The organism is Devosia sp. ZB163, from assembly GCF_028613635.1.
Lineage (GTDB): Bacteria > Pseudomonadota > Alphaproteobacteria > Rhizobiales > Devosiaceae > Devosia_A.
This window is the reverse complement of sequence record NZ_JAQRMY010000005.1, coordinates 231,468-257,023: the sequence shown is the minus strand read 5'-3', so window position 1 is coordinate 257,023 and position 25,556 is coordinate 231,468. Positions and strand designations below refer to the sequence as shown.

The following is a 25,556-nucleotide window of genomic DNA, read 5'->3' as shown; positions in this document are numbered from 1 at the left end:
AGGAGCGAGTGGGAAACGAGCATCTGACCTATCCGCGAGAGAACGTCCGCTACCTGCAATGGTACGAGGGACACTTCAGCGCAGTGTTCGTGGCATTCCATCCATTCTTTGTGCTGCCAGGTGTTCGGCCAGATGAGTGCGACTGGGGTACGTTTGTCGTCGACAACCGCGGCGCCATCAATGCTCCGACCCTAGACGATCTAGAGGAACTTCGAGCCGCCGAGCGCGACGGTCTTATCGCTGCAACGGATATCGAGGCGCTGATACCGTCGCGCGCTCGCCCAATGAGTTGGATCGATACTTGCCGCAGCGCCGGCATGCGCAGCCACCAACACCTCAATCAAGCGCTCAGAACGCACATCCGTGGGCTGAAGCGAAAGTTCGAAGACCGGCCGGCTGCCGACCGTCTGGAACAGTTCAGCGCCGAGAAAGGCGTATTCCTGCCCACCGAAGGGGAGTTTCAGGTTCTGCATCGCGAGGGCCTTGCCTCGCTCGCCCGGCAACTTGGAGTATCGCAAGTGGTGGCCGGTGATGATGTCACCGAGGAGGTGCGGGTCATCGAGGTTAGCCACCTAACCAGACCGTGGGAATGGTGGCCGAAACGCCTTTGGACCCCCGATGAGTCGATGCTCGCCGTCGTCGACTCGGACAGCTTCTTCACCCTTATCTGCTTGTCAGACGCCGCCATGAGGACGATAGACATGCCACCCTTCGAGGGTTTCTGGGCCGACGCCACCACCGAGCACGACTGGTGGCTCCACCCACTGCCGGGGACCGCCTGATGACCGACACCACCATCAATCCCGACGAGATCGCCAAGTTTGCCGCCATGGCTGACGAGTGGTGGGACCCCACGGGCAAGTTCAAGCCGCTGCACAAGTTCAACCCGGTGCGGCTGGGTTATGTGCGCGACAAGGCGATCGCCCATTTCGACAAGGACAGTACGGTGCGCCGGCCGCTTGAGGGACTTCGCATCCTCGATATCGGCTGTGGCGGCGGCTTGCTGAGCGAGCCGCTGGCCCGGCTCGGCGCGACGATGGTGGGGATCGACGCGGGCGAGAAAAACATCGCCATCGCGAAACACCATGCCGAGCAGTCGGGCCTCGCCATCGACTACCGCGCGACGACCGCCGAGGCGCTCGATGCGACAGGCGAGAAGTTCGACGTGGTGCTGAACATGGAAGTGGTGGAGCACGTCGACAACGTGCCGCTCTACATGAAGAGCTGCGCCAGCCTCGTGAAGCCCGGCGGGCTGATGTTCACCGCCACCATCAACCGCACGCCGCGCGCCTGGGCGCTGGCGATCGTCGGGGCCGAGTACGTGCTGGGCTGGCTGCCCAAGGGCACCCACGATTTCTCGAAGTTCCTGACCCCGGACGAGATCTCTGCCCTCTGCGGGCGCTATGGGCTCAAGGTCGTCGACAAGGTGGGCGTGGTCTTCCACCCGCTGTCCGACGAGTGGCGGCAGAGCCGCGACCTCGGCGTCAACTACATGGTTCTGGCCGAGAAACCACAGGCCTGAGCCGACACGGCAACGTGTAGTGCGCATGTGAAGCTTGGCGGGCTAGCTACGCCCATTCCGCTCAGGGGCTTTCGATGTCATCCACTTTCACCCGGCGCACGCTGCTGCGCCTTGCCGGCGCCGCGACACTGAGCGCTGCTGCCGCGGCCGCTGCTCGCGCCGAGGGCATTGCGCCGGGCACGACGCGCATGTTTGCAGTGACCACACCGGTCCATGTGCGCGACGTGACGCTGAGGGTCCGCGACCTCGCCAACATGACCGGCTACTACCGCCTGGTACTGGGGCTCGAGGTGCTGTCGCAATCGGACGAGGTGGTCGAACTCGGAGCCGACGGCAAGCTGCTGCTGACCCTCGAAAAGCATGCCGATGCGGCCCTCGAGCCGCGCACCGCCGCCGGACTCTACCACACAGCGTTCCTGATGCCGTCCCGCGAGGACCTGGCGCGCTGGCTGGTCCATGCCGCGGCGGTCCAGGCGCCGATCACCGGCTTTGCCGATCATCTCGTGAGCGAGGCTATCTATCTCGACGATCCCGAGGGCAATGGCATCGAAGTCTACTCGGATCGGCCGGAGAGCGGCTGGCTATGGGTTGCCGGGCGCGTCGCCATGGGCTCCGAGCCGCTCGACATCGACGGCATCCTGGCGCTCGCGAACACGGAGCGCGACGAGTACATGGCCGCCCCAGCCGGCCTCTGCGTCGGCCATATCCACCTGCGCGCCGGCAATATCGATGCAGCGACAGCGTTCTACGGTGCGGCGCTGGGACTGGATGTCACCTCGGCGCGGGCCGACGCGGTCTTCCTGTCCTCGGGCCGCTATCACCACCACGTCGCACTGAACACGTGGGAGAGTCGTGGCGCCGGACAGCGGGACGCGACGACGACGGGTCTCGCCCGCTTTTCGCTCACGCTGGCGGATGCGGACCTGCTTGCGTCGCGGCGCGAGCAACTGGGTGCAGCCGGACATGCGGCGCGGGAGATCGATGGCGGTATCGCCATCATCGATCCCTGGGGGACCGAGGTGCGGCTCGTCGTCTAGGCTCAGCCGACGACCAGCGTTTCCTGCCCGTAGGCCAGCGTGATGGTGCCGGGGATGGGGTGCCCGCGCAGGTCTTCGTCCCAGTAGACGAACCAGTGGCCGGCGCCATAGGCGGCGTCGAGCGCCTGATCGAGAGCGTAGTCGAAGGGCTTCAGCGTCTTGAGCACAAGTGCGGCCGTCCCGCTGGTCGCCGCACGGATGGCGCCGCCATGCGGGGTGGTCGCCGGGGTCAGGGTCGAGTGATGCATTCTATCCTCCTGCTACCGGGCGCCGTGGCGCCCGGCTGTTGGGAGGAAACTGGCCCGGCCGGCTTGAACCTGAACTGAACCGGCCGTTTCAGCTGCCGTTCAGGCTTGTGGCAACTATCCCAGCCGGTCCAGCTCGGCGATGTCGGCGGCCGAGAGCTTCAATCCCGCCGCGGCGGTGTTCTCCTCGAGATGCGCCACCTTGCTCGTGCCGGGAATCATCAGCACCACCGGCGAGCGCTGCAGTGCCCAGGCGATGGCGACCTGGCTGGGGGTCGCATTGTTCCGTCTGGCGACGGCGTCGAGCACCGAATCCTGGCGCGCGAGGCGGCCCGACCCGAGCGGCGCCCACGGGATGAAGCCGATGCCGTGCTGCGTGCAGTAGTCGAGGACGTCGTCGCTATGGCGGTCCGTTGGCCCGTAGCGGTTCTGCACCGTGGCGATCGGCACGTAGCGGCGCGCCTCTTCGATATCGGCAATGCTGACTTCGCTGAGGCCGACATGGCGGGCCAGCCCCTCGTCGCGGAAGGACTTGATCGTCTCGAACTGCAGCCTGCGGTCGACCTTGGAGTCGATGCGGTGGAGCTGCCACAGGTCGATCTGCTCGACGCCGAGCCGCTTGAGGCTGCCCTCGATGCCGCGCCGCAGCTGCTCGGGGCGGCAGTCGATGCGCCAGTCGTCGGGGCCCGGACGCTGGAAGCCGGCCTTGGTGGCGATGACGAGGCCCTTCGCATAGGGGTGAAGCGCCTCGCGGATCAGCTCTTCGCTGACATGGGGTCCGTAGCTGTCGGCAGTGTCGATGAAGTTGATGCCGAGTTCGGGCACGCGCTTCAGCACGCGGATTGCTTCGTCGCGGTCCGCTGGGGGCCCGAAGATGCCGGGCCCGGTGATGCGCATGGCGCCAAAGCCGAGCCGGTTGACCACAAGGTCGCCGCCAATGGCAAACGTGCCCGCAAGGGTAGCGTCGGGAGTAGACATCAGGGAAATCTCCAGGGGAGTGAGCTGGCACGGCCGTCAGCATGACTCCATCGGCGATTGCCGATCAACCTCGCTCTTTGGCGAGTTGAAACCTAGTTCGCTTCTTCGGGCAGGTGCGGGAGGGGCAGGAAATCGACGCCATCGTCGATGAGCTCGGCCACTTCGTCGCGGGTCGCCTCGCCATAGATGCCGCGCGCGTCGGCTTCCTTGAAGTGGATCTTGCGCGCTTCCTCGGCGAACTTGTCGCCGACATAGTCGGCCTCGCTCGTCACCTTCCTGCGCATCGCCCGCATCATCTCGCGAATCTCGGCCTGCATCGGATGGCCGCTCGACAGCGACACCTTGTCGGGGTTGCTGCGGCTGAGCGCGGGCGCCATCAGCGCCTTCTCGACGCGCGTCGAGTTGCACATCGGGCAGGTGACAATGCCGCGGCCATGCTGCTCATCATACGCTTCGGCGCTTTTGAACCAGGCATCGAACTTGTGGGAATTGTGGCAGACGAGCGAATAGGTGATCACGCGGAAACGTCCTCTCGGGCGGTCGGATCAGTACCCGAACGGGCGAGGGTTAGCGAAAACGGACGTGCGTTGGCAAGCGCCGGGACCTTGCCGCGCGCCTCGTCCACAGCTGCGAGGTCGATATCGGCGATGGCAATGCCGGGACCCTCGCCGCCGAGCTGGCTGACGATCCGGCCCCAGGGATCGATGATCATCGAATGTCCCCAGGTCTGCCGTCCGTTCTGGTGCTGGCCGGCCTGCGCCGAAGCGATCACCCACGAGCCGGTCTCGATGGCGCGAGCGCGCAGCAACACTTCCCAGTGCGCTTCGCCGGTGGGCACCGTGAAGGCGGCGGGGACCGAGATCACCTTGGCGCCGGCCTCGGCCAGCGCGCGGTGAAGCGCCGGAAAACGCACGTCGTAGCAGATGGTCATGCCGAGCGGAAAACCGGGCGCGTCGGTGACGACGGCGCTGGCACCACCCGCATAGGTCTCGCTCTCGCGGTAATTCTTGAGCCCGGGCAGCGTCGCGTCGAACAGGTGAATCTTGTCATAGGTCGCCGCGATCGAGCCATCGGGGCGGAAAAGCACCGAGCGATTGGCGAAGCGCCCGTCCGGCAGGGCCACGGCGAGCGAGCCCAGATGGAGGCTCACGCCGAGGCGTTTGGCGATCTGCGCTGCACGCTCGATCGCCGGGTTGCCCTCCCAGGGGCCCGCGACCGAGCGCAGGCCCTCGCGATTCTCGGCAAATACCACCGTGACTTCCGGGGAGAGCAGGTAAGTCGCGCCCTGCCCCGCAGCCTCGGTGGCCAGCCGCTCCAACTGGTCAAGATTGGGCCCGGGCTCGGTGCCCGATGTCATCTGGAGGGCCGCGACGCGCATCCGGTCAGTCACCGAGCAGCGGATCCAGCTGGCCGCCCCGCTCGAGCGCCGACAGGTCGTCATAGCCGCCGACATGGGTTTCGCCCACGAAGATCTGCGGCACCGTGCGCCGCCCGTGGGCACGCTCAACCATCGCTACCCGGATCTCCGGATCGTCGGCATCGACCTCGTCGTAGTCCACGCCCTTCTTGTCGAGCAGCGACTTGGCCGCATCGCAATAGGGGCACCACTGGGTCGTGTAGATCTCTACCTTCTTCATCTCACCTTGGGGGAAACGTGTCCGCTGTTGGCACTTATATGGGGCTCTCTCCGCCTGTCACAACGCGGGCGAAAGAGATCACGTCGATTTTGTCGACGCCTGCGCGTTTGAGCGTACGCGTGATGGCCTTGACGGTCGAGCCGGTGGTGATGACGTCGTCGACAAGCACCACGCCACGCCCGTTGAGCCGCCTGAGGATATCCGGGTGGGCCGTGAAGGCGCCGGCGACATTGCGCTGCCGCGCATCGGCGGAGAGCCCGACCTGCTGGCGCGTCCGCCGGGTGCGACTGACCAGCGTCGGATCGACGGCATGCCCGGTGAGCCGCGACAGCGCCCGGGCGAGTTCAGTGGACTGGTTGTACCGCCGGCCGACCAGCCGCCAGAAATGAAGCGGCACCGGCACGAGTACGCGCGCTTCGGCCCAGAGGTCGCTTCCCGCCGCCGCCATCAGCCGGGCGCAGAAGCCGGCGAGCTCGGGCCGGTCGCCATACTTGAGCCGGCCGACCACGGCGCGCGCCACCTCGTTGTAGATGACCGCCGAGCGCGCCCGCTCGAAGGGCGGCGGATCGGCGATAGCTTCGGCCGAACGGGCGTCGGGGCCGAGTGACACTTCGAAAGGCAGCCCCAGCACCGGGCAGTAGGGCGCGGTGATCGGCCGAAGCTTCGCAAAGCAGCGCGGGCAGAGCGCAGCGTGGCGCGCCGTCGGCGCACCGCAATCGAGGCAGGTGGGTGGATAGATGAGGTCGAGCACGCCGCCGCCGAACCGCGCCAGCGTTGCCCGCTTCACAGCTTTGACTTTGGCCGCCCCCGCTTCCATAAGGCCTGAGCTTAGTCGACACGGCGTGGATTGCCTATGTCCCTCCCCCCGCGGGTCTTCGACCGCGACCTGATCGCCCAGCATCTCAAGCGCCGCGCCCCGGGCGCCGAGGATTTCGTGACGCAGATCGCGCTCGACGATCTCGCCGCCCGCCTCATCACCATCACGCGTGATTTCGACCAGGCCCTGATCATGGGCCCGGATGGCGCCCGCCTGCCGCTCATGGGCCGCTCGGCCAGCGGCGCCTTCGCCTTCGAGCGCGTTTCGACGGTCCTCGGCTCGGAAGAGGCGCCCCTCGTCGACCCCGAGATGCTGCTGTTGCCGCGCCAGGGCTACGACCTGATCGTGAGCCTCTTCGACCTGCAGGTCGTCAACGATGTGCCGGGGTTCCTGTCGCGCATCCGCGCCCACCTCCGGCCGGACGGGCTGATGATCGCGGCGGCACTCGGCGGCGACAGCCTGACCGAGCTGCGGCAGGCTTTCCTGCGGGCCGATTCGGAGATCACGGGGGGCGCCTTTGCGCGTGTCGCGCCCTTCATCCCGCTGGCCGATATCGGCGGCCTCCTGCAGCGCGCCGGCTTTGCATTGCCGGTGGCCGACCTCGAGACCTACCCGGTCCGCTATTCCGATGCGCTGAAGCTGATGCGCGAGCTCAAGGGGCTGGGCGCCCAGAACCCACTGGCGGATCGGCCCGGACGAGCGGCGACACGCACCCTGATCGGCGCCGCCGCCGCGGCCTATGAGGAGCTGGCGGGCGATCCGGATGGACGCGTCCGCGCGACGCTGGAGATCGTCTGGCTGCTGGGCTGGGCCCCGCATGAAAGCCAGCAGAAGCCGCTGCGACGGGGCAGTGCCACGGTGAGCCTCAAGGACGTTCTGGGCAAGGACGGCTGAGCGTCAGGCCGGCGGGATTTCGTTGATATTGTCGAGCTCTTCGCCGGCGCGGCTCGAAATGCCCTCGAACATCGTGCTGACATTGGCGCCGAACATGGTCATGGCGGCAAGGACACCGACCGCGATGAGCCCGGCGATAAGCCCGTACTCGATGGCCGTGGCGCCGCTTTCGTCGGCAACAAAGCAACGCAGCGGTTCGCAGACAGCCGTCATCGACACCCCCTAGAGCAGATCGCAGAGCGGCGCGATCAGCGGCACGTCAGCCGGCGGCATGGGGTAGTCGCGCAAGGCTTGCGGACGCACCCACTTGAGGGCAGCGTGTTCGCGGGCCTGGGGTTCACCTTGCCACTTACGACAGACGTAAAGTGGCATCAGAAGATGAAAGCTTTCGTAAGAGTGAGAAGCAAAAGTTAACGGCGCCAGACACGCGGTCTTAGTGGAAACACCGAGTTCTTCCTCGAGTTCGCGGATCAGCGCCGCCTCCGGCGTTTCCCCCGCCTCGAGCTTGCCGCCGGGGAACTCCCACAGCCCGGCAAGCTGCTTTCCCTCGGGGCGCTGGGCGATCAGCACGCGCCGGTCGGCATCGACGAGCGCACAGGCGACGACCAGTTGGATCCTCACTCGCGTCCCCAGTCCGGCGCGCGCCGATAGCTGTAGGGATAGACTTCGCCGAAGCCGAGCGAGCCATAAAGGTTTACGGCCGGCACATTGCTTTCGAGCACCTGCAGCGCCGCATGGGTCGCTCCGGCGGCGCGAACCCAGTTGAGTGCGGCGCTCATCACCGCCCGCCCATAGCCCATGCCGCGGGCGCTGGGGTGGGTGACGACATTGAGGAAGATGCCCATGCCGCTCGCGACGGCGGCCAGCGTCGCCGCCACCGGCAGACCGGCCTTGTGGTAGACCAGCACACCCGTCGCCTCGCAGGCGATGGCTTCGAGGATCTGACCAAGGATCTCGGTGGTTTCCCCGTCATTGCCCGACATCTGCGCCTGCGCGCGATACCAGGCCGGATCGGCCGGATCGAAATAGCGTGCCTGGAAGCCGACCGGGAAATCGACGTGCGGCATTTCCATCGCCATCACGAGGCTCGGGTCGAACTCCTCCCACTGCAGCCCGTCGAGCACCTCGAGGATTTCCGGCGCCGTCTGCGGCGTGACCCGGAACACGGGCGGAATGCCGTGCTGGCGGCTCATCTCCGCCATGCGCTGCAGCCTGAGCTCGGCATAGAGCCCGTCATTGGGCTCGAGGCAGTGGATGGAATTGGCGCGCTTGGTGTAGCCGCGCGCATAGCGCCAGACCCAAAGCCCGTCATGGGCCTGCTTGAGAGCGGGCCACGCCGTGAGGGTCGCGCCCTCGATCTGAGTGACGCTGAGCGGGACCATCAGGACCTGTAGTCGCCGTTGATGGTGATGTAGCCGTGCGTCAGGTCGCAGGTGTAGACGGTCGCCGTGCCCGAACCGAGCCCGAGGCCGACGCGCAGCTCGATGTCCTCGTTCTTCATGTAGGCGCTGGTCTTGGACTCGTCGTAGTTGGGATCGCGCTCGCCTTCGCTAGCGACGCGGATGTCGCCGAAGCTGATCTCGAGCTTGTCGCGATCGGCCGGCTCGCCTGCCTTGCCCACGGCCATGACGACGCGGCCCCAGTTGGCGTCCTCGCCGGCAATGGCGGTCTTGACCAGCGGCGAGTTGGCAATCGACTGGGCGATGCGGAAGGCGCTGCGGTCGTCGGTCGCGCCCTCGACGGTGACGGTCACCATCTTGGTCGCGCCCTCGCCATCGCGCACGACCTGGATCGCGAGTTCCTTGAGCACGTCCTCGAGCGCCTCGGCGAAGACGGCCGCACGCGGATCGTCCGCCGAAGTGATGGTGGGGATGCCGGCCTTGCCCGTGGCAAACACGAGGCAGGTGTCGGAGGTCGACGTGTCGCTGTCGACGGTCACCGCGTTGAAGCTCGTGTCGATCGCCGGCTGCAGCAGGCCCTTGAGGACCCCCGCCGCGATCGGCGCGTCGGTGAACACGAAGCTCAGCATCGTCGCCATGTCCGGCGCGATCATGCCCGAACCCTTGGCGATGCCGGAGATGACGACCGGGACGCCGTCGAACTCGACGGTCGCCGTCGCCACCTTGGCGAAGGTATCGGTGGTCATGATGGCCCTGGCCGCGTCCATCCAGGGACCCGGCGCGAGGCGCCCGGCCATATCGTCGGTCACACCCGCGAACTTTTCGGCCGGCAGCGGCTCGCCGATCACGCCGGTCGAGGCGAGGAAGATTTCGGACGGCTGGACGCCGAGCGCCCTCGAGACGATGTCAGCCGAGAGCGCTACCGATGCCTTGCCCTTCTTGCCGGTGAAGGCATTGGCATTGCCCGAGTTGACGAGCAGCGCCCGCGCCTTGCCGCCCGGCAGGTTCTCGCGGCACCAGTCGACGGCCGCCGACGGGCATTTGGAGCGGGTGAGGACGCCGGCGACGACAGTCCCCTCGTCCATCGCCACGAGGAGGACGTCGGTTCGGTTCTTGTACTTGATCCCGGCTTCGGCGGTCGCGAACCTGACGCCGGCGACTTCCGGCAGTTCAGGGTAAGTCTTGGGCGCGAGCGGTGAGACGGGATGGGCCATTTTGCGTCCTGGTAGCCAAGCTGAGCCACCCGTTTGCCTCAAGCTCCGACGTGAAGCAAGCCGCAAACCCCGCTTCCGGTTCAGAACTTACCACTCGTGATGAAGCGCCCGAAACGGGGCGTTGCCGGCCAACGCGACAAACGAAAACCCCGGCCGAAGCCGGGGTCCGCAAAACTCGGATCGTATGGCAGCTTACTTCGTCGCTGCCTCGCCTTCCTGTGCCGGCTGGGACTGCTTCTTGACACCCTCGGCCAGCGCCGCGTCCGGGATATCGAGCTTGATGTCCTTCTTGAGACGCGCGATTTCCTCGTCGAACGCCTTGAACATCACCTGCTGGCCCAGCTGCTGGGCCATCTGCTCCAGCGGCGGGGGCGAGCTCATGCGCTTTTCGTCGACCTTGATGATGTGCCAGCCGAACTGGCTCTTGACCGGATCGGAGATCTGGCCGGGCTCGAGCGTGAAGGCGACGCTTTCGAACTCGGGCACCATCATGCCTTTCTGGAAGAAGCCGAGGTCGCCCCCGTTCTGCTTGCCCGAAGGATCGGTGGTCTTTTCCATGGCCAGCAGCTCGAACGGCTTGCCGCCTTCGAGCTCGGCCTTGACGGCCTTGGCCTCGTCCTCGGTCGGAACGAGGATGTGGCGCGCGTGGACTTCCTCGATCGGCTGGAAGCCTTTGACGAACTCGTCATAGGCCGCCTGGATCTGCTCCTGCGTGATGCCGGCGGCGATCTTGTCGGCGAAATAGGACCGCCGCAGCGAGCGATCCTCGAGATAGGCGAGCCGGCGCTTGAACAGGTCGGTATCGGCCATGCCCGCTTCCTTGGCGGCCTTGGCCATCACCTTCATGTCGATGAGCACGGTGACGAGGAAAGCGCGGCGTTCCGCAGCCGGAACCTGCTGCAGTTCGGCCTGCAGGTCCTCGGCGGCAAAGGCGAGGTCGGCCTCGGTGATGGTCATGTCGCCGATCGTCGCGACGACCGCATCGGGGGCGGGCTGGGCCGGAGCGGCAGCGGGCGCTTCGGCTGCAGGAGCTTCGGCTGCAGGAGCCTCGGCAGCAGGAGCCTCGGCGGCAGGCGCGGCGGCATCCTGGGCAACGGCCGGCAGGGCGGTCCCGAGCATCAGGGCGCAGGCAAAAGCCGTGACGGTGTTACGAAAACCCTGCTTGGCAAGGTGGGTCATAGGGTATTCTCCTCAGCTGGCGCAGAGCCCCGCGCCGAAGCGCCGGCGAGGTTTGCCCCATTGCCGTTACGTTGACAAGCAAAACACCCGCTCTTACATGTCGCACCACTTCAAAGAGTGTTGACGGGTGAGGACCCGCCGCTTGCCGGATGATGTTTGGCGCCTCGCGCCCACCCGGCCTGAACAATCAAAGGACGACAGGAATGGTACTGGCTGCAATCGCCAAGGCGATCTTCGGTTCGGCGAACGATCGACAGGTGAAGAAGTACCTCCCGAGGGTCGCAGCCATCAATGCGCTGGAGCCTGAATACGAGAAGCTGACCGACGAACAGCTCCGGGCCAAGACGCAGGAATTCCGCGACATGCTCGCGGCGGGCAAGACCCTTGACGACATTCTCGAGCCGGCCTTTGCCACTGTCCGCGAAGGCGCCAAGCGTTCCCTCGGCATGCGCCACTTCGACGTGCAGCTGATCGGCGGCATGGTGCTCAACAACCGCTCCATCGCCGAAATGAAGACCGGTGAAGGCAAGACCCTTGTCGCCACCCTCGCGGTCTACCTCAACGCCCTGCCCGGCAAGGGCGTGCACCTCGTGACGGTGAACGACTACCTCGCCCGCCGCGACGCCGCCTGGATGGGCCGGCTCTACAATTTCCTCGGGATGTCCATCGGCATCATCGTGCACGGCCTCGACGACTCCGAGCGCAAGGCCGCCTACGACTGCGACATCACCTACGGCACGAACAACGAGTTCGGCTTCGACTACCTGCGCGACAACATGAAATACAGCCGCGATCAGATGGTGCAGCGCGGCCATGAATACGCGATCGTCGACGAAGTGGACTCGATCCTCATCGACGAGGCGCGCACCCCGCTGATCATCTCCGGCCCCTCGTCCGACCGCTCGGCCCTCTACGAACTCGCCGACAGCCTGATCCCGACGCTGGTCGAGGGCGACTTCGAGATCGACGAGAAGCAGCGCTCGGCCACCTTCACCGATGCGGGCGTCGAGCGTCTCGAGGCCGCCCTGGCCGAAGCCGGCCAGCTCAAGGGCGAGGACCTCTACGACATCGAGAACGTGGCGCTGGTCCACCACCTCAACTCGGCGCTGCGCGCCCACAAGATGTTCCAGCGCGAGAAGGACTACATCGTCCGCAACGACGAAGTGGTGATCATCGACGAGTTCACCGGCCGCATGATGCCGGGCCGCCGCTATTCGGAAGGCCTGCACCAGGCGCTGGAAGCCAAGGAACACGTCAAGATCCAGCCTGAGAACCAGACGCTGGCCTCGATCACCTTCCAGAACTACTTCCGCCTCTACAAGAAGCTGGCCGGCATGACCGGCACGGCCGCGACCGAAGCCGAGGAATTCGGCGACATCTACGGCCTCAACGTCGTCTCGATCCCCACCAACGTGACGGTGAAGCGCGTCGACGAAGACGACGCCATCTTCCGCACCGCCGCCGAGAAGTTCGAAGCCATCGCCGAGCTGATCGCCGAGGCCCGCGGCCGTGGCCAGCCGGTGCTGGTCGGCACCACCTCGATCGAGAAGTCCGAGATGCTGGCCGAGCTCCTCCGCCAGAAGGGCGTCGACAACCTGCAGGTGCTGAACGCCCGCTACCACGAGCAGGAAGCCTATATCGTCGCCGATGCGGGCGTGAGCAGCGCGGTGACCATCGCCACCAACATGGCCGGTCGCGGCACCGACATCCAGCTGGGCGGCAACCTCGACATGCGCATCGAGCGCGAGGCCCAGAACCTCGAGGGCGCCGACCGCGAAGCCAAGATCGCCGATATCAAGCGCACCATCGCCGAGGACAAGGCCAAGGTGCTCGCCGCGGGCGGCCTCATGATCATCGGTACCGAGCGGCATGAGAGCCGCCGCATCGACAACCAGCTGCGCGGCCGCGCCGGCCGCCAGGGCGACCCGGGCCATTCCAAGTTCTTCCTGAGCCTTCAGGACGACCTGATGCGCATCTTCCCGGTCGAGTCGATGGATTCGATGTTGTCCAAGCTCGGCCTCGAGCAGGGCGAGTCGATCACCCACCCCTGGGTGACCAAGGCCATCGAGCGCGCCCAGGCCCGCGTCGAAGCCCGCAACTTCGACATCCGCAAGAACATCCTCAAGTACGACGACGTCATGAACGACCAGCGCAAGGTGATCTTCGCCGAGCGCCTGGAACTGATGGACGCCGAGGACGTATCCGACACCATCGGCAACATGCGGCACGAGGTCGTCGACGACATCGTCGCCAAGGCGATCCCCGAGCGCTCCTATCCCGAGCAGTGGAACGTCGAGCAGCTCACCGCGGCGGCCAAGACCTACCTCAACATCGACATTCCCGCCGAGGAGTGGACGCACGAGGAAGGCATCGACGCCGAGATCGTGCGCGAGCGCATCACCAAGGCCGCCGACGAGTTCGCCGCCGCCAAGGTGGCCCGCTACTCGCCCGAGATCATGCGCCAGGTCGAGAAGTCGATCCTCCTGCAGTCGATCGACGGACTGTGGCGCGAGCACCTCGTTACCCTCGACCATCTGTCGAAGGTCATAGGCTGGCGCGGCCTCGCCCAGCGCGACCCGCTCATGGAGTACAAGCGCGAGGCCTTCGAGCTGTTCGAGCAGATGCTGGCGAGCATGCGCGAGCTGGTCACCACCCAGCTCAGCCACGTCGAGATCCAGATGCGCCAGCCGGCCCCGACGCCGGACCTGAGCGGCCTCGACGAGATCCACATCGACCCCACCACCGGCGAGAACGACGTCGACACCCAGGTTACGGGCACCATGCCGCGCGCCCTGGGGCCCGCTCCGGGCCTTGCGGCCTTTGCCGCGGCGGGTGCCGCTGCCGGCGCCGACGTGATCGAAGCCGATCCGGCGCTGCGCCCGATCGACCCCAAGCTCCTGGTCGGTGTGTCGCGCAATGCCCCCTGCCCCTGCGGCTCGGGCAAGAAGTTCAAGCACTGCCACGGCGCGTTCTAGCGCTGGCACACAGCTAGCCTTTTGACGGCCCGCGCCACTGGCGCGGGCCGTTTCGTTTGGGCGGCGTGTGGGCTCGCCGCTCATCGTTCCGGTACCTCGGGGCCGGCCATCATATGGCTATGCCGTTATATGCCTTGACATTCATATGTGTGTTACGGCATATAACTGGCATGACCATCTTCAATGCCATTTCCGACCCCGTGCGCCGCGACATCCTCGCCCTGCTGCGAGCCGGCGAGGTCCCGGCCGGGTCTCTGGTCGAAGCCCTAGACCTGCCCCAGCCCAATGTTTCCAAGCACCTCAAGGCGCTGCGCGAGGCGGGGCTGGTCCGCATCCGCGTCGATGGGCCCAAGCGCTACTACAGCCTCGATCCCGGCCCGCTGCTGGAACTCGACGCCTGGTTGCAGCCCTACCGAGAGTTCTGGGCGGACAAGCTCGACGCACTCGGCGACCACCTCGGCCGGAGCGACTGACCATGCGCGACCTGGGCACCTACGAACGCCACGGCGACCACATCGACGTCCGCTTCGAACGCCACTATCCGCGCCCGCCCGAAAAGGTTTGGCGGGCGCTCACCGATCCCGAGCGCCTCGCCGACTGGATGGGCGAGTCCTATGTCGAGCCGCATGTCGGCGGCCGGTACGAGACCATGCTCGACGGCATCAAGCCGATGCGGGGCAAGGTGCTGGTCTGGGATCCGCCGACCACGCTGGAGCTGCACTGGTCCAACGGCCACGCGCCGGATTCCACCATCCGCTACGAACTGGCCGCGGAGGCCGGTGGCACCCGGGTCGTCTTCACCCATCGGCACATGCCCTTCGCCACCTGTGCCCTCATGCTGCCGGGCTGGCACGTGTTCCTTGGCCGGCTCGCGCAGGCGCTGGAGCGCGAAGCACTGCCCGATTTCGACACTCCATGGCGGCAGATGCAGGCCGTCTACGTCGATCGCTACGGCCTCGGGGAGCTGCAGCTCGACCCCTGACCTAGCGAGCTGAACCAACATCGAAATCACCAACTGGCCGCCGGCGGATGACACCGCCGGGACCGGCAACGGGAGAGGCTTGCCTCGCCCATCCCGACGACCAAGGAGAAGCACGATGAAGAACGACAGGAACTACACCACCACATTCACGGTGGACCAAAGCCCGGAGGAGGTGTTTGCCGCCATCAACGACCCCCGCGCATGGTGGTCCGAGGACATCGAGGGCAGGACGGCAGCAGTGGGCGACGTCTGGTACTACTCGGCGCGCGACCTGCACCGCTGCACCCTCAAGGTGATCACCTCGACCCCAGGCCGGAAGGTCGCCTGGCGGGTGCTGAACAACCTCTTCAGCTTCACCGAGGACAAGACCGAATGGATCGATACGACGATCGAGTTCGTCATCGAGCCGGCAGGGGACCAGACGAGGCTCACCTTCACCCATATCGGCCTCGCGCCTGACCACGAGTGCTACGCGGTGTGCCATGACGCCTGGGGCACCTACATCCAGGGCAGCCTCAAGAGCCTCATCACGTCAGGCAAGGGCCAGCCCAATGCCGGCGCAACTCTCACTGCCGATGACCCGACTGGCATCGCTGCCAACAGCTACACCACGTCCTTCACCGTGGATCAGAGCCCGGAGGCGGTCTTCGCCGCCATCAACGACCCCCGGTCCTGGTGGAGCGGCAGGTTCGAGGGTCAGAGCCGTCGGCTCGGCGACACCTTCACCTACCGCTACGAAGACATCCACTATTCCAAGCAGGAGGTGACCGAACTGGTCCCCGGCAGGCGCGTCGCCTGGCAGGTGCTCGAAAGCCGGCTGGCTTTCCTCGAGGACAAGACGGAGTGGACCGGCACCACCATCACCTTCGACATCGCGCCGAAGGGCGGCAAGACCGAGGTGGTATTCACCCATGTCGGACTGAAGCCGGCCGTCGAGTGCTACGAGACCTGCACCGACGCCTGGACCTCCCTGATCCAGGGTAGTCTCAGGCAGCTGATCGAAACCGGCAAGGGCGTATTGCCCGAACTCGCGGCGCCTGCCGCCTAGGGCGCGTCCACCACGGGTCGTCGCGGACGCCGTTCGCTCCAGGCGAGCACCAGCCCCGCGACGATCACCAGCGCCGCGCCGATAAACACCACGCCGGCCGGCTGCTCGCCCCAGAACAGGAAGCCGAAGACGAAGCTCCAGATCAGGGCGAAGTACTCGACCGTGCCGAGGACGCTCGCCGGAACCAGCCGGGCCGCCTCGACCAGCACGTACTGCGCCGTACCGCCCACGATGCCCGTGGCGACGAGGATCAGCACCTGCAGCGGATCCATCGCCGTCCACAACGGGATCGAGAGCAGGCCCATCGCGAAGGTGTAGAACAGGTTCAGCGAGAAGATCAGCACCATCGAGCTCTCGGACTTCGAGATCGAGCGCATGAGGATCATCGCTACGGCCCAGAAGAAGGCCGCGCCCAGCACCATCAGCGCCGGGATGCCGAAGGTCAGCCCGGCCGGGTTGGAGGCGACGAGCACGCCGAAGAACCCGATGGCGGCGGCGCCGACCCGCGCCAGCGTCAGCTGCTCCTTGAGGAAGATCACCGCCAGGACGATCGTGATGACCGGGGCGAAATAGTAGAGCGTCGTCATCTCGGCGAGCTGCATTTCGCGCCCGGCCGAGTAATACATGCACCAGGCGGCGAGCGTCAGGATGGCGCGCAGCAGCAGCATGGGCTTGTTGCCCGACCTGACGAGATCGACGACCAGCTGACGCCGCCCGATAACGAGGCAGATGGCAACGATCACGACGCTCCTGACGAACAGGATCTGCACCACCGGCGACGCCAGGATCACGCTCTTCACCAGCGCGTCGTGCACCGCGAACAGGGTGTAGGACGCGATGCCGAGGGCCATGCCGCGGAGCGCGGCCGAATGGTTGAGGGCGATGGGAGCGGACAAGGCGGGGGACTCGAAGACGTGACGGATCGATGTAGCGGGTTGCAGAGGGAATGGGAACGTCCCCCCGGAGGCAGCATCGCCGCACGCCCCCTCGATCCCTCAATGGTGGAGACGCTGCCTCAGGTGCAGGTCACGCGCGCTTCGCCGAACCCGGCGGCGTCGGCCGAGAACACCATGATCGCGCATCGCGTTCCCGGCAGGATGGCGAACCCGGCCTCGACCACCTCGCCCGGCCCTTCGACGAAGACGGAATCGGCCGTGATCGGCCCGACCTTGATGACGGCATTGGACTGGCAGATCGGGAAGGTCTCGTTCGGGATGACCATGAAGCGCGTGCCGAGCGGAATGCAGTCGGTCGTGGGCAGGTTGGGGTCAATCGCCGCCGCCTGCGTGGCTGCCCCGGCGGGGGCACCGGGTGCTGCTGCCGGGACGGCTGCGAGTGCCGTCTTCTGCTCGTCCCATGCACCCTCGAGCTTGTTCATCCGGTCCTGCAGCGCCAGGAGGCCCTCCGCCGTACCGTCGTCTCCGGCGGCGGCGAGCTCGTCCGAACGCGCGCCCAGCGCATCCACGGAGCTTCTGAGTTCGGCCAGCGCCGTCGTCATCGCGGCGTTCCGCGCATCGGTATTGAGCTGCACGGCCACGGCACCGGCGAGCGCCACCAGCCCGACGATCGCGGCGAGGAACGGGATGAGCCGGTCGATCACGACCAGGCGGCGATAGCGGCGCATTCGGCCTCCTCCGCGTCTTCGCCGAAGCGATACTCACCACCGCAGGCACCCACCTTGGGCGGCACTCCGGCGGCCTCGAACAGATCATGCCCGATCTTGAGGTTGCGCCAGAAGGAAAGCCAGGGGCTGCCGATCTCGGCAGCGAGCGACATCGCCGTCATCCGGAACGGAAAGACGTGCACGTCCACTGCATCCTGGCCCCTTTCGAGCGCGGCCTCGACCACTGCATAGACCTCGTCGACAATGGCATCGGTGATGGCATAGCAACCCACCGAGGAGCAACCGCCATGCACCATCAGCGCCGAGCCGGTGCGGCCATGCTGGCGGTCGAAGGCATTGGGAAAGCCGAGATTGAAGCTCAGGTGGTGGCGCGAGTTGGGATTGAGCTGCTTCAGCCCCACCCGGTAGAACCCTTCGGGCGACTGCTTGTCGCCCTCCTTGAGCTTGGGACCCAGTTGGCCCGAGAAGGTGCAGATGTCGTAGTCGCGGAACAGCGTGTAGCCACCATCCGCCGCCCGCTTCAACCACAGCTCCAGCTTGTGCTCGCGCTTGTAGATGCGGACATGCGCGGCGTCGCCCAGCGCAAAGCCGGCAGCCTCGAGTTCGGCAAGGAACTCCGTGCGGTCGAACTGGCGCTCCGTTGTGATGGTCCGGTCCCCCCGCCACTGGCTCAGGAGCGAGTGCCCCACCACGATCGCCGCGACGGTGAAGACCACCAACACGACGACCATGCCCAAATGGTGGCGGCGAGGCCGCATGGCAAGCGGCCTCCGCTAGGCCCGCGGCAGCCGCGGCAACGGCTTGGGCGCGGCCTTGGATGGATCGATCACGCCCTGCTCCTGCCCGCCGCCGAACAGGCCGCCGAAGAAGCTGCCGATCGCGTCGCCGCGCTGCTTGGCTGCAGCTTCGGCATCGGCCTGCTTCTGGGCTTCAGCCGCGGCCCGGGCCGCCTTGTCTGCGAGGTTCGCGACCTCCTGGGCGACCGCGGCGTCGTCCGCCGCCGCCTTGGCCTTGACCGAATCCGGGATGTTCTGCGCCACCGTCACCGGGCAGGCGCCCAGGGCATCGAGCGAGGTGCCGGCCGGAACGTCGAACACATATTCCTTGTTGCAGACATCCCAGTTGACCGGAGCCTTCGATATCTCGAACCGGTCGTAGCCTTCCTTGATGTCCTTCCAGAAGCTCATGTTCGGGTTGTCGGCATGCTTGGCGAGGTTCTGCGCCGACATGCGGAAGGGGTAGATCTGCAGCTGGAACGAGGGGTTACCGCCCTTGAAGCTCTCACGCGCCAGCGCGTAGATCTCGGCGATCGACTCGTCGGTCATCGAGTAGCAGCCGCGCGACGAGCAATCGCCATGCACCATCAGGTCCGAGCCCGTGCGCCCGTAGGCGCGGTCGAACTTGTTGGGAAAGCCCGTGTTGAACGCGAGGTAGTAGCTCGAGTTCGGGTTCATCAGCCCGGGCGTGACCGTATAGAACCCCTCGGGCGACTGGCGGTCGCCTTCCTTGATCTTGGGCCCGAGCGCTCCCGACCAGGCGCAGATCTCGTAGGTCTTGAAGTGCTTGTAGGAGCCGTTCGCCGTCTGCTTCCAGACCTCGAGCTCCGAGCTCTCCTTGAAGATACGGACCATCATGCCCGAGCCGGGCGAGGCGCCCATGCTGGCCAGCTTGTGCAAAGTGTCGGACTTCAGCGGCTGCATCGCCTTGGCATTGCCGGGCTTCAGCCCGCCGCACCCGGCAAGCGTCGTCGCCACGGCGAGGCTGGCGCCGAGAAGAAGAATGGATCGGAGCATTTTGCCCAAAGTCGCTACCCGAAAAAATGTCTGCCCTGATAGTCCGGGTTACGAACGGACGGTTACCATACAGTAATCGCGCATGGTTACCCGCCCGTTAGGGTGGTTCTGCGATGCGTCGGCGGTGCCGATCAACTCAAATTGGTGCCGATGGCGAGGAATTTATCCCGCCTGTGTTCCCTGATCTCCAGCCGCCCGCGATTGCCCGGGAAATCGGTGAGGAACTGGCTGATCGCCCGCGAGGTCGATTCCATCACCTCTGCGTGATGACGATGCGCGCCGCCCGCCGGCTCGGGGATGATCCCGTCGACCACGCCGAGCGAGAGCAGGTCCGTGGCGGTGATCTTCATGTTGTTGGCCGCGTCCTGCGCCTTGGCCGCATCGCGCCACAGGATCGAGGCACCCGCTTCCGGCGAGATCACCGAGTAGATGGCGTTCTCGAGCATCAGCACGCGGTTGGCGGTGGCGATCGCGATGGCGCCGCCCGAACCGCCCTCACCGATGATGATGGCGATGTTGGGCACGCCCAACTCGAGGCTGCGCTCGGTCGAGCGGGCGATGGCCTCGGCCTGCCCGCGCTCCTCGGCGCCGATGCCCGGATAGGCGCCGGCCGTATCGACGAACGAGATCAGCGGAATGTCGAAGCGATCCGCCATATCCATGATGCGCACGGCCTTGCGGTAGCCCTCGGGCCGCGCCATGCCGAAATTGTGCTTGAGCCGGCTCTCGGTATTGGAGCCCTTCTCCTGCCCAAGGATCGCCACCGGCTGCCCGTTGAAGCGGCCGAAGCCGGCCTGCAGCGCCGGATCCTCGGCGAACTTGCGGTCGCCCGCGAGCGGCGTCCACTCGGTGATCAGGGTCCTGATATAGTCGGAGAAGTGCGGGCGCTGCGGATGGCGCGCCACCTGCGTCTTCTGCCAGGGCGTGAGCTTCTTGTAGATGTCGACCAGCGCCTCGTCGGCCCGGGCGCTCAGCCGGTTTACCTCTTCGTCGATGGACACGGCCTGGTCGGACGTGGCGATGGACTTGAGCTCGGCGATCTTGCCTTCAAGATCGGCGACCGGCTTTTCGAAATCGAGATAGGACGTCATCCAACCCGCCAGCTAGAGCGCATTCAGGAAAAGTCGCGGACTTTTCCGGTTCGAAGGCGCGACCACATCAAAGACCTGGAGCAGCCGCCGTTCCAGCGGTGGCGGCTCCATCGGAAGGCGCGTCAGTCGCGCCTCAAAGTGGCCGGAAAGTGGCGACGGCGGCCCGGCGAGTCAAGCGCCCAGCGGTGATGTGGTGAAGCCCGTCCCCATGCGTCTGGCGAGGCTACTGCCCGGTCAGCCGGTAGACGAAGCTGAACCAGACCTCCCGCATCAGCATCGGCACCTGCGTGCCGAGCGTTGCGTACCGGCTCGTCGGCGTCGGAGACGGCCTTGCATCGATGCCGGCATCCCGCGCCATCGTCACCGCCCGCCTGAGATGCAACGGGTCGCTGACGACAAGCACCCGGGTAAGGCCGTGCTCGGCAAGGATCGGCTTGGCGAAGTCGATATTCTGCCTCGTGGTTCGCGAACTCGTCTCGACGAGGATCGCCTCGGGCAGCACGCCTGCTGCAATGGCCCAGTCCCGTCCCGCCTCGGCCTCGCCGAGCGCGTCCGAGGGGTTCCTGCCGCCGGTCATGACGAGCATCCGGACCCGCCCGCTGGCATAGAGATCGACCGCATGCCGCAGTCGTTCGGTGAACACCGGTGTCGGCCGGTCCCCCGCGACGGCAGCACCCAGCACCAGCGCCGCATCGGCCGGACCGGGATCGCTGCCCATGCCGTAGGTCCAGGTATCCACGGCAACCCAGCCCGCCACGGGTACGACCACAGCCAGCACGAGGCCCAGCGCTCGACGGATAGTGCGAGCGCTCACCCCTCCTCCGCCAGCGGGTGATGGCTTTCGACCAACGCCCTGAGCTTCTCGTCGAGGACGTGGGTGTAGATCTGCGTGGTGGAGATATCCGAGTGCCCGAGCAGGGTCTGGACGACCCGCAGGTCCGCCCCGCCCGCCAACAGGTGGCTGGCGAAGGCGTGGCGCAGCACGTGCGGCGACACGCGGGCCGCAGCGATTCCCGCGCGGGCGGCGAGCCCCTTGAGTTCGCGCCCGAAGACCTGGCGGCTCAGATGCCCGGACTCCCCGCCTGCCGGGAACAGCCACGGCCCCGGCTCGAGCCTGGCGAGATAGGCCTTCACCGCATCGCGCGCCCGGTCGGTGAGCGGCACGATCCGCTCCTTGCCGCCCTTGCCGCGGATGGTGAGGAAGCTCGCGTCACGCATCACCGCGGCCCGCTTGAGCTCGACCAGTTCGGACACGCGCATGCCCGTGGCGTAGAGCAGCTCGAGCAGCACATAGAGCCGCCCCGACATCGCCCGCTGGGCGTCGCTCGCCTCAGGCAGCTCGACCTCCGATTCGGCGAGCGAGAGCAACCGGTCGATCTCGGCGATCGACAGCACCTTGGGCAGCCCGCGGCGAGCTTTGGGCGACGAGACGATGCGCGTGGGGTCGTCGCCGCGAATCTGGTCGGCGGCGAGAAACTTGTGGAACTGGCGGATGGCCGAGAGCTTTCGCGCGCTCGATGAGGCGGCGATCCCCTGCGCTTCGAGGAAGGCGAGGTAAGCCGTAACCTCCTCGCGTCCCGCGGCCATGGGCCCGGAGCTGCGCCGCGCGAGAAAATCGCAATAGTCGCCCAGATCGCGCCGATAGGCCTGGATCGTGTTCCTGGCGGCGCCCCGCTCGGCCGCCATCATCTCGAGGAAGGTTTCGACCAGGTGGCCGCCGCTCATTCGATTCCCGGCGCGAGCGTTGTCACGCTGCCATCGGTGGCGGGAGCTGGAGCGGGCGCGGCAGGAACCTCGGGAGCGGCAACCGGTGCCGCCGCCGGCACGGTCGTCGTGCGTGTGGTGTCGATTTCGCGCCGGACGAGCGGGTCCCGCCCGGTTTGGGGAACCAGCTCGCGCGCCGGAATCCGGATCGTCACTTGCTTGTCGCGTGGCTCGACCATGGCGACGAGCGCAAACATAGCTCCATAGCCGATGCCGACCAGGACCAGCAGGATGACGATCAGACGAATAAGGGTGGGCATGGCAAACCGCTCTTGTCACGCAGAGGCTAGTGTCCCCTGTTTGTCGCAGGCGATCAAGGGCGCGACAACCATTAGCAGCCATTGACTTTATGGCGCCCTAACGGTTCAAACCGCGCGAACGGGGTAAAGCGATGTCACGCGACGGGACGACGGCGCAGAACGACCGGCGAGAGGAGCTGCTGAAGCTCCTCGGCCACCGTCCGATCGTCCTCATCGGCATGATGGGCGCCGGCAAGACCACGGTCGGCCGCCGCCTTGCCGCCCGCCTCGGCCGCCACTTCGTCGACAGCGACGAAGAGGTGGAGAAGGCCGCCGGCATGACCATCGAGGACATCTTCAAGGCCCATGGCGAGGCCGATTTCCGCGCCGGTGAAGTGAAGGTGATCGCCCGGCTGCTCAAGGACCATCACATCGTGCTCGGCACCGGCGGTGGCGCCTTCATCAACCCCGAAACGCGCGCGCTGGTGAAGGCGGAGTCCATCTCGGTCTGGCTCAAGGCCGATTTCGAGCTCCTGTTCCAGCGCGTGTCGCGTCGCTCCAACCGCCCGCTGCTGAAGACGGCCAATCCGCGCGAGACGCTGCAGAAACTCATCGAGGTCCGCTATCCGATCTATGGCGAAGCCGACGTGACCGTGGTTTCGCGCGACGTGCCGCAGGACCAGGTGGCGGCCGAAGTGATCGACGCGCTCCTCGCCCACCTTCAGGAGGCCGAGAGCAATGGCTGAGCCGACCAAAGTCCACGTCGCCCTGCCCGGCCGCGCCTATGACATCTTCGTCGGCCCCGGCCTGATCGATGAAGCCGGCGCCCGCCTCGCCGCCATGTTCCCCGGCCGCCGCTTCGGTATCGTCACCGACAGCGAAGTGGCGCGGGCCCAGTTGCCGCGCCTTACCGCTTCGCTCGACCGCGCCGGTCTCGGCTATGCATCGATCGTCCTCCCCAATGGCGAATCGACCAAGTCCTTCGCCCGGCTGGGCGAGGTGGTCGAAGCCATTCTCGAAGCCCGCCTCGAACGCGGCGACCTCATCATCGCGCTCGGCGGTGGGGTGATCGGCGATCTCGCGGGATTCGCCGCGGCCATCGCCCGGCGCGGCATGGACTTCGTCCAGATCCCGACCTCGCTGCTGGCGCAGGTGGATTCGTCCGTCGGCGGCAAGACCGGCATCAACTCGCCGCACGGCAAGAACCTGATCGGCGCCTTCCACCAGCCGCGGCTGGTCCTCGCCGATCTCGATGCGCTGGTGACGCTGCCGGAACGGGAGTTCGCGGCCGGCTATGCCGAGGTGGTGAAGTACGGCCTGATCGACGACGCCAAGTTCTACTTCTGGCTCGAGGAGAACCGGCGCCAGATCTTTGCCGGCGACGCCGCGCTGCGGGCCGAAATGGTTGCCCGCTGCTGCGCCAGCAAGACCCGCTTCGTGCTTGCCGACGAGAAGGAAACAGGCGTGCGCGCCCTGCTCAATCTCGGCCACACCTTCGGTCACGCATTGGAGAAGGCGACGGGCTACTCCGATCGCCTGCTGCACGGCGAAGGGGTCGCGATCGGCATGGTGCTGGCGCACGGCTTCTCAGCCCGGCTCGGCCTCGCGCCCAGCCAGGACGCCGGCCGTATCGCCCAGCACCTGCAAGCTGCGGGTCTGCCGACCCGCCTCGCCGACATTCCCGGCGAACTGCCCGATACCGACTACCTGATGGGCGCCATCGCGCAGGACAAGAAGGTGGTGCGTGGCGCACTCACCTTCATCCTGACGCGCGGCATCGGCGAAGCCTTCATCGAGAAGAACGTCGACCCGGACACCGTCCGCGCCTATCTCGAAGAGATGCGCTCGACCTGACGCCTACGGCGCGACCGAGATCACCACGCGCCGGTTGGCCGAAAACGTGTCGCCGAACTGCTCGGTGGCGCCGGCGCCGGCCGCGGTGACCTTCTCGAACTTGAGGCCGGCCTGCTTGAGATAGGTGAGCACGTTCTGCGCCCGCTCGATGGCAAAGAGCGCGTTCGTGGCGTGATTGCCCTGCTTGCTCGAATAGCCCGTGACCAGCACCGTGCAGCGCTCCTCGCCGATATCGGCGATGATCTGGTCGAGCCGCTGCCTGAGCCGCGGCGTCAGGTCGTTCGAGTTCTCGTTGAAGCCGATCACGTTGTAGAGTTCGTCCCGTGTGCATACGGGATTGCCGGCGACCTCCGGCTGCGTCTCTTCGAGGCTCGCCGTTTCCGTCACCGTCTCGCTGGCCGATGGCAGCTTCAGCGCCTTGACCGCCTGCGGCTTCTCGCTCGATGCCGTCGCGACCTCGGTCTTCACCTTCTCGGCCGGTATCGGAGCGGCGGCGATCGTGGCGTCGGGCAGCGGCCAGCCGCCGGCCGGTGCCTTCGAGACACCCTCGACATTGCCGTCGCGCAGCACCAGGAACTCGGCGAGCACTTCATTTTCGGTATCGGCCTTGGTGCCCTGCGTGGAGAGGCCCGAGACCGTCACCGCGCGGCCGTTCACGGCGACAGCGGCGAGGTAGAGATTGCGGTCGCGGTTCGAGCCGTCGCCACCATAGGCCTCGTTGACGAGCCGCACCCGCACCTCGCCACCCGGCTTGAACATCTCCTCGGGGATATCGAAGTCGAAGCTCTGCACATAGGCCGTCCGGTCCGCCGCATCGGCGAAGCGCCCGACCGTCGCGGTGTCGATGGCCGCGTTCACGGCGCCCTCGCCCAGCACCTTGCCGTCGAAGGTCACCTCGAACTTGGGCGGGCCGTCATAGGCCTCGCCGCCGATGATCAGCTGCAATGTGCTCGATGCTGCGAGCGCGCTGCCGGGCAACGCGCACAGCATGAGAGCGGCCGCGACGGCCGCATAGGTCTTCCTCGGTGACATGGTCGCCCTCCGTTTCTGTCTGCGAGAGCATCGCTAGGCAGGAGCTGGGGCGATAATTCGGAGAGAACGTGGCGAAGCGGCCACCTGTTGGCCGGGCTTTGGCCGCAAAATCAGTGTCTGCCGGGCTCCGGGGGCGATTTCCGCCGCCGTGACCGTCACTTAGCGCCGCCACGGGATCGCCCAAGTTGCAATCGGCGAACCGAGCCCCATATGGCAATCATCCAGCGATCA

General features: G+C 66.5%; 30 protein-coding genes. 10 read left to right on the top strand and 20 right to left on the bottom strand.

The annotated features are described in order from the left end of the window. The first annotated feature begins 8 nt into the window (after nucleotides 1-8). The 3 genes from PRN20_RS22705 (at nucleotide 9) to PRN20_RS22695 (ending at nucleotide 2,559) form a co-directional block, all read left to right on the top strand. Entirely contained in the window at nucleotides 9-782 is a 774-nt protein-coding gene (locus PRN20_RS22705; RefSeq protein ID WP_273959948.1) for a DUF2711 family protein, read from the top strand. Next, nucleotides 782-1,522: a bifunctional 2-polyprenyl-6-hydroxyphenol methylase/3-demethylubiquinol 3-O-methyltransferase UbiG gene (gene ubiG, locus PRN20_RS22700; protein WP_273959947.1), complete on the top strand. Its 741-nt coding sequence runs from the start codon at nucleotides 782-784 to the stop codon at nucleotides 1,520-1,522. The genes PRN20_RS22705 and ubiG overlap by 1 nt, the downstream gene beginning before the upstream one ends. A gap of 74 nt (nucleotides 1,523-1,596) precedes the next feature. Then, the gene (locus tag PRN20_RS22695) at nucleotides 1,597-2,559 is read left to right on the top strand and encodes a VOC family protein (protein ID WP_273959946.1); all 963 of its coding nucleotides are present in this window, start codon (nucleotides 1,597-1,599) and stop codon (nucleotides 2,557-2,559) included. A gap of 2 nt (nucleotides 2,560-2,561) precedes the next feature. Here PRN20_RS22695 and PRN20_RS22690 read toward each other — a convergent pair whose 3' ends face one another. The 6 genes from PRN20_RS22690 to PRN20_RS22665 form a co-directional block, all read right to left on the bottom strand. After that, on the bottom strand, nucleotides 2,562-2,807 hold the full coding sequence (locus PRN20_RS22690) for a hypothetical protein (protein WP_273959945.1): 246 nt from the start codon (nucleotides 2,805-2,807) through the stop codon (nucleotides 2,562-2,564). Nucleotides 2,808-2,921: 114 nt separating this feature from the next. Next, nucleotides 2,922-3,782, bottom strand: coding sequence for an aldo/keto reductase (locus tag PRN20_RS22685; RefSeq protein WP_273959944.1), 861 nt, complete (start codon nucleotides 3,780-3,782; stop codon nucleotides 2,922-2,924). Between the two features lie 92 nt (nucleotides 3,783-3,874). After that, nucleotides 3,875-4,300 carry a DUF1178 family protein gene (locus PRN20_RS22680; protein WP_273959943.1) on the bottom strand — a complete coding sequence of 142 codons (426 nt, stop codon included), beginning with the start codon at nucleotides 4,298-4,300 and terminating at the stop codon, nucleotides 3,875-3,877. Further along, complete coding sequence (locus PRN20_RS22675; RefSeq protein ID WP_337956277.1) at nucleotides 4,297-5,172, bottom strand: carbon-nitrogen hydrolase family protein; 876 nt, start codon at nucleotides 5,170-5,172, stop codon at nucleotides 4,297-4,299. The genes PRN20_RS22680 and PRN20_RS22675 overlap by 4 nt, the downstream gene beginning before the upstream one ends. Continuing rightward, entirely contained in the window at nucleotides 5,165-5,419 is a 255-nt protein-coding gene (gene grxC / locus PRN20_RS22670; protein ID WP_273959942.1) for a glutaredoxin 3, read from the bottom strand. Before grxC ends, PRN20_RS22675 begins: the two co-directional genes overlap by 8 nt. A 34-nt stretch (nucleotides 5,420-5,453) precedes the next feature. Further along, nucleotides 5,454-6,206 (bottom strand): ComF family protein, encoded by a 753-nt coding sequence (locus PRN20_RS22665; protein WP_273959941.1) that lies wholly within the window; start codon nucleotides 6,204-6,206, stop codon nucleotides 5,454-5,456. Between the two features lie 66 nt (nucleotides 6,207-6,272). Between PRN20_RS22665 and PRN20_RS22660 the strand changes: the two genes are divergently transcribed. Beyond that, a complete protein-coding gene (locus tag PRN20_RS22660) occupies nucleotides 6,273-7,130 on the top strand; it encodes a methyltransferase domain-containing protein (RefSeq protein WP_273959940.1) in 858 nt (285 codons plus the stop codon). Nucleotides 7,131-7,133: 3 nt separating this feature from the next. On the opposite strand, the gene PRN20_RS22655 is transcribed toward PRN20_RS22660, so the two are convergent. The 5 genes from PRN20_RS22655 to PRN20_RS22635 form a co-directional block, all read right to left on the bottom strand. Next, nucleotides 7,134-7,343 (bottom strand): Flp family type IVb pilin, encoded by a 210-nt coding sequence (locus PRN20_RS22655; RefSeq protein ID WP_273959939.1) that lies wholly within the window; start codon nucleotides 7,341-7,343, stop codon nucleotides 7,134-7,136. Between the two features lie 9 nt (nucleotides 7,344-7,352). After that, nucleotides 7,353-7,751: an 8-oxo-dGTP diphosphatase MutT gene (mutT, locus tag PRN20_RS22650; RefSeq protein WP_273959938.1), complete on the bottom strand. Its 399-nt coding sequence runs from the start codon at nucleotides 7,749-7,751 to the stop codon at nucleotides 7,353-7,355. Beyond that, on the bottom strand, nucleotides 7,748-8,512 hold the full coding sequence (locus tag PRN20_RS22645; RefSeq protein ID WP_273959937.1) for a GNAT family N-acetyltransferase: 765 nt from the start codon (nucleotides 8,510-8,512) through the stop codon (nucleotides 7,748-7,750). Before PRN20_RS22645 ends, mutT begins: the two co-directional genes overlap by 4 nt. Next, complete coding sequence (gene argJ / locus PRN20_RS22640) at nucleotides 8,512-9,744, bottom strand: bifunctional glutamate N-acetyltransferase/amino-acid acetyltransferase ArgJ (RefSeq protein WP_273959936.1); 1,233 nt, start codon at nucleotides 9,742-9,744, stop codon at nucleotides 8,512-8,514. The genes PRN20_RS22645 and argJ overlap by 1 nt, the downstream gene beginning before the upstream one ends. A gap of 192 nt (nucleotides 9,745-9,936) precedes the next feature. Next, nucleotides 9,937-10,923: a peptidylprolyl isomerase gene (locus PRN20_RS22635; RefSeq protein ID WP_273959935.1), complete on the bottom strand. Its 987-nt coding sequence runs from the start codon at nucleotides 10,921-10,923 to the stop codon at nucleotides 9,937-9,939. Between the two features lie 203 nt (nucleotides 10,924-11,126). Between PRN20_RS22635 and secA the strand changes: the two genes are divergently transcribed. The 4 genes from secA to PRN20_RS22615 all read left to right on the top strand — a co-directional run bounded on the left by secA (nucleotide 11,127) and on the right by PRN20_RS22615 (nucleotide 15,928). Further along, entirely contained in the window at nucleotides 11,127-13,898 is a 2,772-nt protein-coding gene (secA, locus tag PRN20_RS22630) for a preprotein translocase subunit SecA (RefSeq protein WP_273959934.1), read from the top strand. Between the two features lie 170 nt (nucleotides 13,899-14,068). Further along, nucleotides 14,069-14,371, top strand: a complete 303-nt coding sequence (locus tag PRN20_RS22625; protein ID WP_273959933.1) for an ArsR/SmtB family transcription factor — start codon at nucleotides 14,069-14,071, stop codon at nucleotides 14,369-14,371. Between the two features lie 2 nt (nucleotides 14,372-14,373). Continuing rightward, nucleotides 14,374-14,880: an SRPBCC family protein gene (locus PRN20_RS22620; RefSeq protein ID WP_273959932.1), complete on the top strand. Its 507-nt coding sequence runs from the start codon at nucleotides 14,374-14,376 to the stop codon at nucleotides 14,878-14,880. A gap of 115 nt (nucleotides 14,881-14,995) precedes the next feature. After that, nucleotides 14,996-15,928: an SRPBCC family protein gene (locus tag PRN20_RS22615; RefSeq protein WP_273959931.1), complete on the top strand. Its 933-nt coding sequence runs from the start codon at nucleotides 14,996-14,998 to the stop codon at nucleotides 15,926-15,928. Here PRN20_RS22615 and PRN20_RS22610 read toward each other — a convergent pair. From PRN20_RS22610 to PRN20_RS22825, 8 genes are all read right to left on the bottom strand, one after another. Beyond that, the gene (locus PRN20_RS22610; protein ID WP_273959930.1) at nucleotides 15,925-16,824 is read right to left on the bottom strand and encodes a DMT family transporter; all 900 of its coding nucleotides are present in this window, start codon (nucleotides 16,822-16,824) and stop codon (nucleotides 15,925-15,927) included. The two genes, PRN20_RS22615 and PRN20_RS22610, sit on opposite strands and share 4 nt — an antisense overlap. Before the next feature lie 119 nt (nucleotides 16,825-16,943). Next, complete coding sequence (locus PRN20_RS22605) at nucleotides 16,944-17,552, bottom strand: hypothetical protein (RefSeq protein ID WP_273959929.1); 609 nt, start codon at nucleotides 17,550-17,552, stop codon at nucleotides 16,944-16,946. Next, nucleotides 17,525-18,310, bottom strand: coding sequence for a L,D-transpeptidase family protein (locus PRN20_RS22600; protein WP_273959928.1), 786 nt, complete (start codon nucleotides 18,308-18,310; stop codon nucleotides 17,525-17,527). Before PRN20_RS22600 ends, PRN20_RS22605 begins: the two co-directional genes overlap by 28 nt. Nucleotides 18,311-18,325: 15 nt before the next feature. Next, nucleotides 18,326-19,345, bottom strand: coding sequence for a murein L,D-transpeptidase family protein (locus PRN20_RS22595; protein WP_337956276.1), 1,020 nt, complete (start codon nucleotides 19,343-19,345; stop codon nucleotides 18,326-18,328). 131 nt (nucleotides 19,346-19,476) lie between these two features. Then, nucleotides 19,477-20,436 carry an acetyl-CoA carboxylase carboxyltransferase subunit alpha gene (locus tag PRN20_RS22590; RefSeq protein WP_273959927.1) on the bottom strand — a complete coding sequence of 320 codons (960 nt, stop codon included), beginning with the start codon at nucleotides 20,434-20,436 and terminating at the stop codon, nucleotides 19,477-19,479. Nucleotides 20,437-20,659: 223 nt separating this feature from the next. Further along, entirely contained in the window at nucleotides 20,660-21,250 is a 591-nt protein-coding gene (locus PRN20_RS22585; protein ID WP_273959926.1) for a YdcF family protein, read from the bottom strand. Next, complete coding sequence (locus tag PRN20_RS22580; RefSeq protein ID WP_273959925.1) at nucleotides 21,247-22,161, bottom strand: site-specific tyrosine recombinase XerD; 915 nt, start codon at nucleotides 22,159-22,161, stop codon at nucleotides 21,247-21,249. The genes PRN20_RS22585 and PRN20_RS22580 overlap by 4 nt, the downstream gene beginning before the upstream one ends. Continuing rightward, nucleotides 22,158-22,460 (bottom strand): hypothetical protein, encoded by a 303-nt coding sequence (locus PRN20_RS22825; protein ID WP_337956275.1) that lies wholly within the window; start codon nucleotides 22,458-22,460, stop codon nucleotides 22,158-22,160. The genes PRN20_RS22580 and PRN20_RS22825 overlap by 4 nt, the downstream gene beginning before the upstream one ends. A 131-nt stretch (nucleotides 22,461-22,591) precedes the next feature. Here PRN20_RS22825 and PRN20_RS22570 point away from each other — a divergent pair, with 131 nt between their 5' ends. Further along, a complete protein-coding gene (locus tag PRN20_RS22570) occupies nucleotides 22,592-23,185 on the top strand; it encodes a shikimate kinase (RefSeq protein ID WP_273959924.1) in 594 nt (197 codons plus the stop codon). Next, entirely contained in the window at nucleotides 23,178-24,293 is a 1,116-nt protein-coding gene (gene aroB / locus PRN20_RS22565; RefSeq protein ID WP_273959923.1) for a 3-dehydroquinate synthase, read from the top strand. Before PRN20_RS22570 ends, aroB begins: the two co-directional genes overlap by 8 nt. A gap of 3 nt (nucleotides 24,294-24,296) precedes the next feature. On the opposite strand, the gene PRN20_RS22560 is transcribed toward aroB, so the two are convergent. After that, on the bottom strand, nucleotides 24,297-25,325 hold the full coding sequence (locus PRN20_RS22560) for an OmpA family protein (RefSeq protein ID WP_273959922.1): 1,029 nt from the start codon (nucleotides 25,323-25,325) through the stop codon (nucleotides 24,297-24,299). Between the last annotated feature and the right edge of the window lie 231 nt (nucleotides 25,326-25,556).